Source organism: Rathayibacter sp. AY1E2 (genome assembly GCF_002932325.1).
Classification (GTDB): domain Bacteria; phylum Actinomycetota; class Actinomycetes; order Actinomycetales; family Microbacteriaceae; genus Rathayibacter.
Window position 1 is genome coordinate 98,315 of the sequence record NZ_PSVO01000001.1, and the last position, 15,064, is coordinate 113,378.

Sequence of the window (15,064 nt, forward strand, 5' to 3'; positions counted from 1 at the left end):
CCCGCCGCGTCCGACGACGGGGCGGCGTCCGGGACGGGTGAGAGGCCCGCCCGTACGATGACGGGGTGACCTCCCCGACCCGATCCGACGACGCCCTCGACCTGTTCGGGGAGCCCGCCGCGCCGGAGCCGCGACCCCGTCGACGGCGCGGGGCGGTCGTCGCCGGTCTCGTCGCTGCGACCGTGCTGGTCGGTGGAGGCGGTGCCTACGCGACCAACGCGGCGACCGCGGAGCTGCCGACGGCGAGCGCCGTCGCGGTGGACCCCGTCTCGAGCACCGTCGACGCGCCCGCTCCGGCCTGGCCGGCCTACGGCTCCGGCGCCGTGGCGGCCGTGGGCATCGACGGGACGGAGGAGGACGGGCTGCTCGCCCGCTACGGCTCCACCGGAACCGTGCCGACGGGGAGCATCGCCAAGGTCGTCACCGCTCTCGTCGTCCTCGCGGCGAAGCCGATCGCGGCGGGGACGGACGGGGAGACCATCACCTTCACGAGCGCGGACGTGCAGTACTACAACGACACCCTGGCCGAGAACGGCTCGAACGCTCCGGTCACCGCGGGTCTGCAGCTGACCGAGCGGGAGGCGCTGACCGCCATGATGCTCCCGTCCGCGAACAACTACGCGAAGTCCCTCGCGATCTGGGCGTACGGCTCGGAGGACGCCTTCCTCGCCGCGGCGCGCGGCTGGCTCGACGGGCAGGGGCTCGAGCGGACCTCCCTCGCCGACACCAGCGGGCTCTCGCCGGCGACGGTCAGCACGACGGCCGAGATGGTGCGCCTGGGCGAGCTGCTGATCGCGGACCCGGTGCTCGCTCCGATCGTCGCGACGCCGACCGCGGTCATCCCGGGGGTCGGCGAGGTCGACAACACCAACTCGCTCCTCGGCCGCTCGGGAGTGGACGGTATCAAGACGGGGACGACCGACGAGGCGGGCTCGTGCCTGCTGTTCTCGCTCGACGCGACCGTCGAGGGCCGGCCGGTCACCCTCGTCGGCGTGGTGGTGGGCGCGCGCACGCACCCGCAGCTCGCCGCGGACGTGCTGACCCTCGTCCCGACCGTCGAGGCGGGCTTCCGGACCGTCCCGCTGACCGTCGAGGGCCAGGACTACGGCACCCTCACGAGCGCCTGGGGGGAGACGGCGACGGCCGAGACCGCGGAGGCGCGGTCCGTGCTGGTGTGGGGTGCGGTCTCGACGACGACCACGGTCGCCCTCGATCCGCTCGAGACCGTCGCCGACGGCGAGCGCGTGGGGACCGCGACCGTCGACGTCAACGGCACCCCGTACGAGCTTCCCCTCGTCGCCGACGGGTCGATCGAGGACCCGGGCTTCGCCTGGCGCCTCGGCCACCCGGCCGAGCTGTTCGGCTGAGCGCGGGGCGAGCCGCCGCCTCCCGGGAGCGGATCAGGCCAGGGGATCCGCGGCCCGGTCGTCGATGATCCGCACGCCCGCGGTCGCGATGTCCTCGGCGACCTCCTCCGGCGTCGCGTTGCCCGGCACGACCGAGCCCGGCTCCGAGGCCGCGGGATCGGTGCTCCAGCGCTCGGCGGAGGGCCGCTTGGCGGTGATGAAGTCGCCGGAGGACTGGTGGCGGACGCGGCGCAGCACCCACGGCACGAGGTACTCCCGCGCCCACTGGATGTCCTCCGTGCGGGCGGCACGCCAGGTGCGGGCGTGCAGCGGCTCCGGGGCCAGGGGGCGCAGGTCGTTCTCGACGTTCAGCGACTCGAGGACCATGCGCGCGACCTCGTGGTGGCCGTGCGGGTTGAGGTGCAGGCGGTCCGGCGCCCACATCCGCACGTCCTGGATCTCCTGGAGGGACCACTGGTCGGCGACGATGCAGTCGTACCGCTTGGCCAGCGCCCGCAGGTTCTCGTTGTAGATCGCGACCTTCCCGCGGATCCGCCCGAACACGGGGGAGAAGCCCACATCCACTCCGGTGAAGAGGACGACGGTCGCCCCGTCGGAGCGGAGCCGGGCGAGGCCCGACTCGAAGCGGGACGCGATGTCGTCGGGGTCGGTCCCCGGGCGGATGACGTCGTTCCCGCCCGCGGAGATGGTGATGAGGTCGGGGCGCAGCTCCAGGGCGGGCTCGACCTGCTCGTCGACGATCTGCTGCAGGAGGCGGCCGCGGACCGCCAGGTTGGCGTAGGCGAAGTCCTCGTTCTGGCTGCCCAGGACCTCCGCCACGCGGTCCGCCCAGCCGCGGTGCCCGCCGGGGCTGCCGGGCTCGGGATCGCCGATCCCCTCGGTGAAGGAGTCGCCCAGGGCGACGTAGCGGGACCACGGATGACGCTGCTCGACCATCCCTCCATCATGCTCCGCACCCGGCCGCCGGTGGCACGGCGCGACACGCCGTGCGCCTCCCGGCGGGCCGCGGAGACCGAGCCGCTGTCGGAGGCGTCGGCTAGATTCGGTCCACGTGAACAGTCCCTCGAGCTTCGGTCATCAGGTCGGCACCTCCGCCGCTGAGCACCTGTCCCCGTCGTTCCCGGGCAGGGCACCGTGGGGTACCGCGAACAAGCTCCGCGCCTGGCAGGCGGAGGCGCTCGAGGCCTACTTCCAGCACGAGCCGCGCGACTTCCTGGCCGCCGCGACCCCGGGCGCGGGCAAGACCACCTTCGCGCTGCGGCTGGCCGCCGAGCTGCTGCACAACCGCACGGTCGACCGGATCACCGTGGTCGCTCCGACGGAGCACCTCAAGCGCCAGTGGGCCGAGGCCGCGCACCGCGTCGGCATCCGCCTGGACCCGACCTTCACCAACCGCATGGGCCGCCACGCCCGCCACTACCACGGCGTCGCCGTCACCTACGCGCAGGTCGCCGTCCGCGCCGAGCTCCACCGCGAGCTCACCCTGTCCGGCCGCACCCTCGTCATCCTCGACGAGGTGCACCACGCCGGCGACGCCCTCAGCTGGGGCGACGCGGTGCGCGAGGCCTTTGAGCCCGCGGTCCGCCGGCTCTCGCTGACCGGGACGCCGTTCCGCTCGGACACGGCGGCGATCCCGTTCGTCAGCTACCTGCCGGACGAGGAGGGCATCCGCACCTCGCTCACCGACTACGCCTACGGCTACGGCCGCGCGCTCGCGGACGGCGTCGTCCGGCCGGTGCTGTTCATGGTCTACGCCGGGCAGATGCGCTGGAAGTCGAAGGCCGGCGACGAGATGGAGGCGCGGCTCGGCGAGGGCAACACCAAGGACATCACCTCGCAGGCCTGGCGGACCGCGCTGGACCCGAAGGGCGACTGGATCCCCTCGGTCCTCCGCGCCGCCAACACCCGCCTCACCGAGGTGCGGCGCGCCGTGCCCGACGCCGGCGGCCTGGTCATCGCGACCGACCACTACACCGCGCGCGCCTACGCCGCGATGCTCCGCGAGATCAGCGGCGAGACCGTCACCGTCGTGCTCTCCGACGAGAAGGAGGCGAGCGACCGGATCGAGGAGTTCGCGAAGGACACCAGTCGCTGGATGGTCGCGGTCCGCATGGTCTCCGAGGGCGTCGACGTGCCGAGGCTCGCCGTCGGCGTCTACGCGACCTCGGCGTCGACTCCGCTGTTCTTCGCCCAGGCGATCGGCCGCTTCGTGCGCGCGCGGCGCCGCGGCGAGACCGCCTCGGTGTTCCTCCCGAACGTGCCCGGCCTGCTCGCGCTGGCGGGCTCGATGGAGCTGCAGCGCGATCACGCCCTCGACCGCAGGACCTCCGACGACGAGGAGTACCCCGAGGCCGATTTGATGGCCGACGCCGAGCGCAGCGAGAAGGCGTCCTCCGATCTCCTGGAGGAGGGCCGCTTCGAGTCGATCGGCTCGGCCGCCACCTTCGACCGCGTCGTCTACGAGGGCGCCGAGTTCGGGATGGAGGTCGAGGTCGAGAGCGAGGAGGAGCTCGACTTCATCGGCCTGCCGGGGCTCCTCGAGCCCGACCAGGTGCGGGAGCTCCTCCAGCACCGGCAGCAGCGGCAGGCCAAGCGCGCCGGCAGCCGCGCGGGGGCTGCGGCCCCGGCCGAGCCGGTGAGCGAGATCCCGGCACCGCTCTACCGCACGCTCAAGGAGCAGCGCAGCCTGCTCAACTCCCTGGTCGGCCTGTGGGCACGGGGGACGGGCGAGTCGCACGGCCAGGTGCACACCGAGCTGCGCCGGCTCTGCGGCGGACCCGCGGTGGCGCAGGCGAGCGTGACCCAGCTGCAGGCGCGGATCGACCTCCTGCGGCGAAGGCTCGGCTCGCACTGATCGCGGTGAGGCGCCCCGGTACGTGGCGCCGCGCTCTCGACGACGGAGCCGATCGCTGCTCCTGCCCAGCCCGACCGGCCCCTCCGCGTGCGCCGGACAGTCCCTCCGGCGCGTTCTAGCCGATGCACCCGGCGCGGCGCCAGCCCTCCCCGGCGGACCGGGCGCGACCGTACTGTTCGAGCGTGACCCACCGGAACGACCTGCCCGCTCACGCGCCCGCAGGACGAACCGGACGGCGGTTCCGGCCGCCGGTCGTGACCACCGGAGGAGGACCGCGCGATGAGCGCTGACCGTCAGGGGAATGCTCGAGACACGCTCGCTAAGCTGAGCAGTCGGTCCGTCGCGGAAGTGACGGACCATCACCCCCGACGTCGGGCATCCGCAGACCGCACATCGGCGTCTCCCGGACTGCCCGAGAACAATCCCCTGAGGAGTCTCGTGGAGACCTGGCCCGGAACCGCCTACCCGTTGGGCGCGACGTTCGACGGAAGCGGCACGAACTTCGCCCTGTTCAGCGAGATCGCCGAGCGCGTCGAGCTGTGCCTCTTCGAGGAGGACGGCACCGAGACGCGCGTCGAGATCCAGGAGTCGGACGCCTACGTCTGGCACTGCTACCTCCCGCAGGTCCAGCCGGGCCAGCGCTACGGCTTCCGCATCCACGGACCGTACGACCCCGATGCCGGCCACCGCTGCAACCCGAACAAGCTGCTGCTGGACCCCTACGCGAAGGCGATCTCGGGGGAGATCGACTGGGACCAGTCCCTCTTCTCGTACACCTTCGGCGACCCGGACTCGACGAACGACAAGGACTCGGCGCCGCACATGATGATGGGCGTCGTCATCAACCCCTTCTTCGACTGGGCCGGTGACCGCCGCCCGCGCACCTCCTACGACAGCACCGTGATCTACGAGGCGCACGTGAAGGGGCTCACCAAGATGCACCCCGACGTGCCGGAGGAGCTCCGCGGCACCTACGCCGGAGTCGCCCACCCCGCGGTGATCGACCACCTCAAGCACCTGGGCGTCTCGGCGATCGAGCTCATGCCCGTGCACCAGTTCGTGAACGACTCCACGCTGATGGACAAGGGCCTCTCGAACTACTGGGGCTACAACACGATCGGCTTCTTCGCACCGCAGAACACCTACTCCTCCACGGGCGACCAGGGCCAGCAGGTCCAGGAGTTCAAGAGCATGGTGAAGGCGCTCCACGCGGCCGGCATCGAGGTCATCCTCGACGTGGTCTACAACCACACGGCGGAGGGCAACCACCTCGGCCCCACCCTGTCGTTCCGCGGCATCGACAACGAGGCCTACTACCGCCTCGTCGACGACGACAAGCGCTACTACATGGACTACACCGGCACAGGGAACACCCTGAACGTGCGCCACCCGCACTCGCTCCAGCTGATCATGGACTCGCTGCGCTACTGGGTGACGGAGATGCGCGTCGACGGCTTCCGCTTCGACCTCGCCTCGGCGCTGGCACGCGAGTTCTACGACGTCGACCGGCTCTCCACCTTCTTCGAGCTCGTCCAGCAGGACCCGGTGGTCTCGCAGGTGAAGCTGATCGCCGAGCCGTGGGACGTCGGGCCCGGCGGCTACCAGGTGGGCAACTTCCCGCCCCAGTGGACGGAGTGGAACGGCAAGTACCGCGACACGGTCCGCGACTTCTGGCGCGGCGAGCCGTCGACGCTGGGGGAGTTCGCCTCGCGCCTCACCGGCTCGGCCGACCTCTACGCGCACTCGGGCCGCTACCCGGTCGCCTCGATCAACTTCGTCACGGCGCACGACGGCTTCACCCTCCGGGACCTGGTCTCGTACAACGAGAAGCACAACGACGCCAACGGCGAGGACGGCAACGACGGCGAGTCGCACAACCGCTCCTGGAACCACGGCGTGGAGGGGCCCACGGACGACCCGCGGGTGCTCGCGCTCCGGGCACGCCAGCAGCGGAACTTCCTCGCGACGATGCTGATCTCCCAGGGCGTCCCGATGATCCTCCACGGCGACGAGCTGGGCCGGACCCAGAACGGCAACAACAACACCTACGCCCAGGACAGCGAGCTGACCTGGATCGACTGGGCGCACGCCGACCGGCCGCTGCTCGAGTTCACCGCGGCGCTCATCCGCCTGCGCGCCGAGCACCCGACCTTCCGACGCATGCGCTTCTTCGACGGCCGCCCCGTCCTGCGCGGCGACGGCGAGCCCCTGCCCGACATCGTCTGGTTCACCGCTGCCGGCACCGAGATGTCCCCGTCCGACTGGGACTCCGGTCTCGGCCGATCGGTGGGCATCTACCTCAACGGCAACGGGATCCGCGAGCGCGACCAGCGCGGACGCCCCGTCACCGACGACAGCTTCCTCCTGTACTTCAACGCCGACGACGTCGACGTCGAGTTCGCGATCCCGAGCGACGAGTACGCGCTCGAGTGGAGCGTCCTCGTCGACACCGCCGGCGCCGAGGCGGACTCGATCCCGCGTCCGGCGGGGGCGATGCTCACCGTCCAGGCGAAGTCGCTCGTCATCCTCCAGGAGCACAGCACGCCCGAGCCCGAGGTCGACCACTCGGTCGCCGCCTCGCTCGCGTCCCTGGCCGCCACCTCGGCCATCCCGATCGTCTCCTCGACGGGACCCACCAGCCCCCACGCCGAGTCGACCGACTCCGCGACCGCACCCTCGACAGGAGCCTGACGTGCGTCTGCCCGCCTCCACCTACCGCCTCCAGATCCGGTCGGCGTTCGACCTCGACGACGCCGCCCGCGTCGCCGACTACGTGCGCGCGCTCGGAGCGGACTGGCTGTACTTCTCGCCGCTGCTGAAGGCCGAGCCCGGCTCGGACCACGGCTACGACGTGGTGGACCACACCGAGGTCGATCCCGACCGCGGTGGCGCGGCCGGCCTGGCGAACGCCTCGGCCGCGGCGCGGGCGGAGGGCCTCGGCGTCCTCATCGACATCGTCCCCAACCACATGGGCGTCGCGACCCCGAGCGAGAACTCGTGGTGGTGGGACCTGCTGAGGAACGGGAAGTCCTCCCGCTACGCCACCGCCTTCGACATCGACTGGGAGGCAGGGGGCGGGAAGCTGCGCGTGCCGATCCTCGGCGACGGTGCGAGCGAGGGAGACAGCGACAGCGAGCTCGACGCGCTCGAGGTCGTCGGCGACGAGCTGCACTACTACGAGAACCGCCTGCCGATCGCGCCCGGCACCGCCGAACCCGGCGACTCCGGCCGCACGGTGCACGAGCGCCAGAGCTACGAGCTCGTGAACTGGCGCCGCGCCGACGCCGCGCTGAACTACCGCCGCTTCTTCGCGGTGAACACCCTCGCCGCCATCACGGTCGAGCGGCCCGAGGTGTTCGACGCCTCGCACGCCGAGATCGTCCGCTGGTTCACCGAGGGGCTCGCAGACGGCCTGCGCGTCGACCACCCGGACGGCCTGGCCGACCCGGGCGGATACCTCGACGACCTGGCCCGCGCGATCGGCGGCGCGCCGGTCTGGGTCGAGAAGATCCTCGAGGGCGACGAGGAGCTCCCGCCGCACTGGGCGACCGTCGGCACCACGGGCTACGACGCCCTGGCCGACGTCGACCGCATCCTGGTCGACCCCGACGCCCGCCCCGTGCTGGAGGGCCTCGACGCCGAGCTCACGGGGAAGGGCGCCCCGCTGCAGTGGGCCGACCTCATCCACGACACCAAGCGCGGCATCGCTGACGGCATCCTCCGCTCCGAGGTCCTGCGGCTGGCCCGCCTGATCCCCGGCATCGAGGGAGCGGACGACGCGCTGGCGGAGCTCCTGGCGACCTACCCGGTCTACCGCAGCTACCTCCCCTACGGAGCGGAGCACCTCGAGCACGCCCGCGTCGACGCCGTGCGCCGCCGCCCCGAGATCCGCGCGACCATCGACGAGGTCGCCGCGGCGCTCGGCGAGACCGGCACGCCGGTGTCCGTGCGCTTCCAGCAGACCTCCGGCATGGTGATGGCGAAGGGCGTCGAGGACACGGCGTTCTACCGCTTCAGCCGCCTCACCTCGCTGAACGAGGTCGGAGCGGACCCGGACGAGTTCGCGATCGACCTGGTCGAGTTCCACCGCCGCCAGGCCGTGCGCCAGGCCTCGTTCCCCGCCTCGCTCACCACGCTCTCGACCCACGACACGAAGCGCGGCGAGGACACCCGTGCCCGCATCACCGCACTGGCCGAGGACCCGGAGGCGTGGGCGGCGACGCTCCGCGAGCTCCACGACCTCGTCGGCTTCGGCGACGGCCCGATCGAGCACCTGCTCTGGGAGGCCGTCGTGGGGACCTGGCCCGCGAGCCGCGAGCGCCTGCACGCCTACGCCGAGAAGGCGTCGCGCGAGGCCGACGACTCGACGCACTGGACCGCTCCTGACGAGCAGTTCGAGAAGCGGATGCACGCGGCGATCGACGCGGCGTTCGACGAGCCCGCCGTCCGCCGGCTGGTCGAGCAGACCGTCGAGCGGGTGTCTGCCGCCGGCTGGTCGAACGGCCTCGCCGCGAAGCTCGTGCAGATCACCGCCCCGGGCATCCCGGACGTCTACCAGGGCAGCGAGCTCTGGGAGACCTCCCTCGTCGACCCGGACAACCGCCGCGAGGTCGACTTCGGGCAGCGTCGAGCGCTGCTGGAGCGGATCGACGGCGGCTGGAAGCCCGCGATCGACGCCGAGGGAGCCGCGAAGCTCCTCGTCACCTCACGCGCCCTCCGGCTCCGCCGCGACCGCCCCGAGCTGTTCACCCGCTACGCCGCCGTCCCCGCGATCGGGCCCGCCGCCGAGCACGCGATCGCCTTCGACCGCGGCGGCGCGCTGACCGTCGCGACCAGGCTCCCCGAGGGCCTCGCCGCTTCGGGCGGGTGGAACGGCACGGTCGTGGTCCTGCCCGGGCACCCGATGGAGGACGTCCTCACCGGCCGCACCTTCGCGGGAGGAGTGACTCCGGTCGCCGAGATCCTCGCCGACTACCCCGTGGCACTGCTCGCCCCGGTCTCCTGACCGGTTCCGCCACCGCACCGCAGACCGATACGACCCCTCCTGGAGACAGCAGTGATCAGCACGACTCCCTACCGCTACGCACTCCCGACGACCGGGCCCGAGCGGTTCGACGTCTGGGCCCCCGAGGCCTCGACGGTCGAGCTCCTTCTCGGTGACGACTCGTCGCTGACGATGACCCGCCACGGAGACGACGGATGGTGGCGGGCGCCCGCGTCGGCCCCGGCCACCGGCGAGGTCGACTACGGGTACCGGGTGGACGGCAGCGGTCCGCTGCCGGACCCCCGCTCGCGTCGCCAGCCGAAGGGCGTGCACGAGCTCTCGCGCACGTTCGACCCCTCGGCGCACGAGTGGGGCGACTCCGCCTGGACCGGGCGCGAGCTCGCCGGCGCCGTCATCTACGAGCTGCACCTCGGCACGTTCACACCCGAGGGCACCCTGGACGCGGCGGCGGAGCGCTTCGATCACCTGCGCTCGATCGGCGTGGACTTCATCGAGCTGCTGCCGGTCAACGCGGTGAACGGAACGCACAACTGGGGCTACGACGGCGTCCTCTGGTACGCCGTGCACGAGCCGTACGGCGGACCCGAGGCGTACCAGCGCTTCGTGGACGCCGCCCACCGTGCCGGCCTCGGCGTGGTTCAGGACGTCGTCTACAACCACCTCGGCCCGAGCGGCAACTACCTGCCGGAGTTCGGCCCGTACCTCAAGAACGAGAAGGCCAACACCTGGGGCAGCTCGATCAACCTGGACGGCGAGGGTTCGGACACCGTTCGCGGGTACATCATCGACAACGCTCTGATGTGGCTGCGCGACTACCACGTCGACGCCCTGCGCCTGGACGCGGTGCACGCCCTCTCGGACGAGCGGGCCGTGCACGTGCTCGAGGAGATGGCGAGCGAGGTGGCCGTGCTGTCGGCCCACGTCGGGCGCCCTCTGACGCTGATCGCCGAGTCCGACCTCAACGACCCGACGCTGATCACTCCGCGGGAGGCGCACGGCTACGGGCTCGACGCGCAGTGGAGCGACGACTTCCACCACGCGGTCCACGTCGCGCTGACCGGGGAGACCACGGGCTACTACGAGGACTTCGCGCCGCTCGGCGCCCTCGCGAAGGTGCTGACGCGGGGCTTCTTCCACGACGGCACCCTCTCGACGTTCCGCGGCCGCCACCACGGCCGTCCGGTGGACACCGAGCACATGCCGACCTGGCGCCTGGTGGTCTGCAGCCAGAACCACGACCAGATCGGCAACCGGGCGGTCGGCGACCGTCTGACGGCGACCCTCGACGAGGGGCGCCTCGCGATCGCCGCGGCTCTGACGCTGCTGGGCCCTTTCACTCCCATGCTGTTCATGGGGGAGGAGTGGGCGGCGTCGACCCCGTGGCAGTTCTTCACCTCGCACCCGGAGAAGGATCTGGGCGAGGCGACGGCGAAGGGCCGCATCGAGGAGTTCGCGAAGATGGGCTGGGACCCGGAGGTCGTGCCCGATCCGCAGGACCCGGAGACGTTCCTGCGCTCGCGGCTCGACTGGTCCGAGGTCGGGGAGGGGCGTCACGCCCGCACCCTCGAGGTGTACCGCGAGCTGGCGGCGATCCGCCGCCGCTACCCCGAGCTGACGGACCCGCGCTTCGGGTCGCTCCGCGTGGAGTTCGACGAGGAGGCCCGCTGGCTGACTCTCGGCCGCGGTCGGGTGACCGCGGCGATCAACGTCGGCGAGTCCGCCGCCCGCATCGCCCTGCCGGAGGTGGCGGAGACGCTGCTCGGCGTCGGGGAGTACGCGGTGCAGCCCGGGGACACCGAGGTGGATCTCGGCGGTTCCTCGCTGCTGGTGACGCTGAGCGCCTGAGCTCCGTGGCGGCCGGCTGTTCAGGTGGCCGGCCGCCGCTGTCCTGAACGGCCGCCTCGGGCCCGAGCGCTCAGAGCGTGACCGCGGCGTACTCCGTCGCGGTCACGACCCGCACTCCCTCGTCGTGGACGAGCAGGAGCGCGCGGAGGGGGATGGCCCGCTTGTGGCACGCCGCCGCCAGGTGACGGGCGAGGACCCGGTCGGTCTCGCCGAGGAAGGCGCGCCCGGGACGTTCCAGGGCGAAGGCGAGAGAGCCCACGTCCTGGTGCGCCACGGCCTTGGCGAGGGTGGCGACGATCCGCTCGGTCTTCTCCTCGTCGGGGTGCACGGGGAGTCCGTCCACCGGGTAGAGGATCGGCAGCTGCACGCCGTCGCGGTCGAGGAAGATCGGCCACAGGGCCCGGCGGTAGGCCGGTCCGATCAGCGAGGAGACGCGCTCGCGCAGCTCGCGGTCGTTCAGGAGCGGCGCATCGAGGTGCGGAGCGGGAGCGGCGTGGTCGAGAGTGGTCATGGTGTCGCTTTCTCGTGGGGCGAGCGGGCGGTGCCGCTGAGGGGTCATCGGAAGTTGCGGGAGATGGTGCGAGCGCCGACCGTGAGGGTCTCGAACCTGTCGGCGAGGAGGTTCGTCACCCCCTCGTCGGAGCGCTCGAGGATCCCCCTGACCAGCAGGGCGGGTGCCTCGCGGGCCACGCGGCGGTAGCGGTTCCATACTCCGACGGAGCAGATCACGTTGAGGATCCCGTGCTCGTCCTCGAGGTTGAGGAAGGTCACTCCACCGGCTGTGGAGGGACGTTGGCGGTGGATCACGACCCCGCCGACCTCGATCCGGGTCCCCGAGGGGATGCCGGGGAGATCGGCCGAGGAGCGGGCGCCGCGGCGAGCGAGCCCCTCGCGGAGGTGGCGCAGCGGATGGTCGTCGGGCGAGATGCCGGTGGCCCAGAAGTCGAAGACCACGCGCTCCTGAGGGGAGAGCATCGGCAGGAGCGGGGGCTGCACGACGACAGTGGAGCCGGCGAGGAACTCCTCGCGGTCGCCTGCGGCGGTGCCGGCCTCCCAGAGCGCCTGCCGACGCTGCAGACCGAGCGAGTCGAAGGCGCCCGCGGCGCCGAGGGCCTCCAGCTGAGCCGCGGTCGTGCCGACCCGACGCGAGAGGTCGGACATGCTCGCGTAGGGTCCGCCGCGTTCGCGCTCCGCGACGATGTGCTCGGCGAGCGCGGTGCCGATGCCCTTCACCCCGGCCAGCCCGAGCCTGATCACGAAGCCGCTGTCGCGCCTGTGGTCGTCCGTGTGGAAGTGCTCGGTGCGGTCGAACAGCCCCGTGGGCGGCTGATCGGCGCGGAGGCAGTCGTCGCTCCCGTAGGCGGCGCCGCCTCTCCGGCGTGCGGGGGTGTCCTCCTTCGCCTCGAGCCCGGGAGGCGCCAGCGAGCGGTTGACGTCGGGCGAGACGACCTCCACTCCGTGACGACGGGCATCGGCGACCAGGGTGTGCGGGGCGTAGAAGCCCATGGGCTGCGCCCTCAGCAGCGCGGCGGTGAACGCGGCGGGGTAGTGCAGGCGCAGCCAGGCGCTCGCGTAGACCAGCAGGGCGAAGCTGATCGCATGGCTCTCGGCGAAGCCGAAGTTCGCGAAGGCCTGGATCCGGAGGTAGATGTCGTCCGCGACCTCGCCCGTGATGCCGTTGCGGGCCATCCCCTGGTAGAGCCGCTCGCGGAGGGTCTCGATCTTCTCGGTCCCGCGCTTGGACCCCATGGCCCGGCGCAGCAGGTCGGCGTCCTCCGCGTTGCAGTCGCCGACGGCCACGGCCACCTGCATGAGCTGCTCCTGGAAGAGCGGCACGCCGAGGGTGCGCTTGAGCGGCGTCACGAGGAGGGGGTGCTGGTACGTCACCGGCTCCTCGCCGAGCTTGCGGCGGATGTAGGGGTGGACCGCACCGCCCTGGATGGGGCCGGGGCGGATGAGCGCTACCTCGATCACCAGATCGTAGAAGCGGCGCGGCTGCAGCCGGGGGAGGGTGCCCATCTGCGCCCGGCTCTCGACCTGGAACACCCCGATCGAATCGGCGCGGCAGAGCTGGTCGTAGACGCCCTTCTCCTCCCGGGGAAGGGTGGAGAGGTCCCACTGCTCGCCGACGTGCTCGGCGACGAGGTCGAACGTGTACTGCAGGGCGGCGAGCATCCCGAGCCCGAGGAGGTCGAACTTGACCAGGCCCATCCAGGCGCAGTCGTCCTTGTCCCACTGCAGGACGGTGCGGTCCTCCATCCGAGCGGGCTCGATCGGGCAGACCTCGCCCACGGGCCGGTCTGTCAGCACCATGCCGCCGGAGTGGATGCCCAGGTGCCGGGGCGTGCCCAGCACTCGGGTGGTCAGGGCGACCACGTCCTCGGGGATGTCGTGGTCGGTGCTCTCGGTGACGGACCCCCACCGCTCGACCTGCTTCGACCAGCCGTCCTGCTGCCCGGCGCTGTATCCGAGGGCCTTGGCCATGTCGCGCACGGCGAACTTGGGCCGGTAGGTGATGACGTTGGCGACCTGGGCCGCGTTCAGACGTCCGTACTTCCGGTAGACGTACTGGATCACCTCCTCGCGTCGCTCCGAGTCGAAGTCGACGTCGATGTCGGGCTCCTCGTCGCGGATGCTGGAGAGGAACCGCTCGAACGGCAGGTCGTAGAAGATCGAGTCGACCGCCGTGATGCCCAGGACGTAGCAGACCGCCGAGTTGGCGGCCGAGCCGCGTCCCTGGCAGAGGATGCCGTTCCGCTTGGCGTAGTGGACGATGTCGTGGACGATCAGGAAGTAGCCCGGGAAGTCCTTCTGCTCGATCACCGCGAGCTCCTTCTCGAGGCGCGCGAGGACGTCGGCGTCGGCGCGGGGGTACTTGGCCGGCACGGCCTCGCGCACGAGCTCGCGCAGCCAGCTCATCGAGGTGTGCCCCTCGGGGACCTCCTGGCGCGGCAGCCGGGGCCGGACTCGGCCGAGCTCGAAGGCGATCTCGTCGGCGACGCGCACCGTGTTCTCCACGGAGCCGGGGTAGCGGCCGAAGCGCTCGGCCATCTCGGCGCCGGAGCGCAGGTGGGCGCCGCCCGCTGCGGGGAGCCAGCCGTCCATCTCGTCGAGGCTCCGGCGTGCTCTGACCGCGGCGAGGGCCGTCTGGAGGGGGCGCTCCTCCGGCCGGGCGTAGTGCACGTTCCCGGTGGCGACCGTCCGCAGCCGGAGCTTCTCGGCGATCGCCGCCAGCTGGTCGTTGGCGCGCGAGGCGAGGGGATCTCCGTGGTCGTACAGCTCCACGAGGACGTTGGCGGGACCGAAGAGCCGGACGAGCTCGCGGACCTCCTGCTCGGCCGCGGCCATTCCTGCGGCGGCGAGCGCGTGACGGACCGCTCCCTTGCGGCAGCCCGTCAGCACGATCCAGTGGCCGTCGGCGGCGCGCGCGAGCTCCTCGAGGTCGTAGCTCGGCTTGCCCTTCTCGGCTCCGGCGAGCTGAGCGGTGGTGATCGCGCGGGCGAGGCGGTGGTAGCCCTCCTCGCGGCGCGCGAGGACGAGCAGGTGGGTCCCCTCCGGATCGGCGACCCCGTTCTGAGGCGAGGTGAGCCCGATCGAGAGCTCGGCTCCGAAGGCCGTGCGGACGGCGTGCCCCTGCGCTGCCTCGGCCATCCTCACGATGCCGTAGAGCCCGTCGTGGTCGGTGAGCGCGAGAGTGTCGATGCCGAGCCGGACCGCTTCCTCGACCAGCTGCTCCGGCTTGCTCGCCCCGTCGAGGAAGCTGAAGTGGGAGTGGGCGTGCAGCTCGGCGTAGGGCACCGGATGAGCCGGCGGCCGGACGTCGTCCCCTGCCACGTAGGCGGGGCGCTTGTGCGACCAGGCCGGACTGTCGCCGCCGTCGCCCCGGACGACCGTGCCGTCGGCGCGCTTGCCGCTGGAGAGGCGGCGCTCGAACTCCGACCAGGGGATCGGCGGGTTGTTCCAGCCCATCGGGGCTCCTTCGGTGCTCGTTCG

8 protein-coding genes are annotated in these 15,064 nt (G+C 72.0%); 5 read left to right on the forward strand and 3 right to left on the reverse strand.

Annotation, left to right across the window (positions count from 1 at the left end):
• The first annotated feature begins 65 nt into the window (after positions 1-65).
• Entirely contained in the window at positions 66-1,367 is a 1,302-nt protein-coding gene (locus C5C49_RS00450) for a D-alanyl-D-alanine carboxypeptidase family protein (protein ID WP_104345156.1), read from the forward strand.
• 33 nt (positions 1,368-1,400) lie between these two features.
• On the opposite strand, the gene C5C49_RS00455 is transcribed toward C5C49_RS00450, so the two are convergent.
• Positions 1,401-2,303 carry an SGNH/GDSL hydrolase family protein gene (locus C5C49_RS00455; RefSeq protein WP_104262936.1) on the reverse strand — a complete coding sequence of 301 codons (903 nt, stop codon included), beginning with the start codon at positions 2,301-2,303 and terminating at the stop codon, positions 1,401-1,403.
• Between the two features lie 115 nt (positions 2,304-2,418).
• Between C5C49_RS00455 and C5C49_RS00460 the strand changes: the two genes are divergently transcribed.
• From C5C49_RS00460 to treZ, 4 genes are all read left to right on the forward strand, one after another.
• Positions 2,419-4,221, forward strand: a complete 1,803-nt coding sequence (locus C5C49_RS00460; protein WP_104292102.1) for a DEAD/DEAH box helicase — start codon at positions 2,419-2,421, stop codon at positions 4,219-4,221.
• Positions 4,222-4,659: 438 nt separating this feature from the next.
• Complete coding sequence (gene glgX / locus C5C49_RS00465; protein WP_104345157.1) at positions 4,660-6,912, forward strand: glycogen debranching protein GlgX; 2,253 nt, start codon at positions 4,660-4,662, stop codon at positions 6,910-6,912.
• A 1-nt stretch (position 6,913) separates the two neighbouring features.
• Positions 6,914-9,226 (forward strand): malto-oligosyltrehalose synthase, encoded by a 2,313-nt coding sequence (treY, locus tag C5C49_RS00470; protein WP_104345158.1) that lies wholly within the window; start codon positions 6,914-6,916, stop codon positions 9,224-9,226.
• A gap of 51 nt (positions 9,227-9,277) precedes the next feature.
• Complete coding sequence (gene treZ, locus C5C49_RS00475) at positions 9,278-11,071, forward strand: malto-oligosyltrehalose trehalohydrolase (RefSeq protein WP_258068330.1); 1,794 nt, start codon at positions 9,278-9,280, stop codon at positions 11,069-11,071.
• A 70-nt stretch (positions 11,072-11,141) separates the two neighbouring features.
• Here treZ and C5C49_RS00480 read toward each other — a convergent pair whose 3' ends face one another.
• Positions 11,142-11,582 carry a hypothetical protein gene (locus C5C49_RS00480; RefSeq protein ID WP_104221992.1) on the reverse strand — a complete coding sequence of 147 codons (441 nt, stop codon included), beginning with the start codon at positions 11,580-11,582 and terminating at the stop codon, positions 11,142-11,144.
• 44 nt (positions 11,583-11,626) lie between these two features.
• Entirely contained in the window at positions 11,627-15,040 is a 3,414-nt protein-coding gene (locus C5C49_RS00485) for an error-prone DNA polymerase (RefSeq protein ID WP_104345159.1), read from the reverse strand.
• Positions 15,041-15,064: the final 24 nt, after the last annotated feature.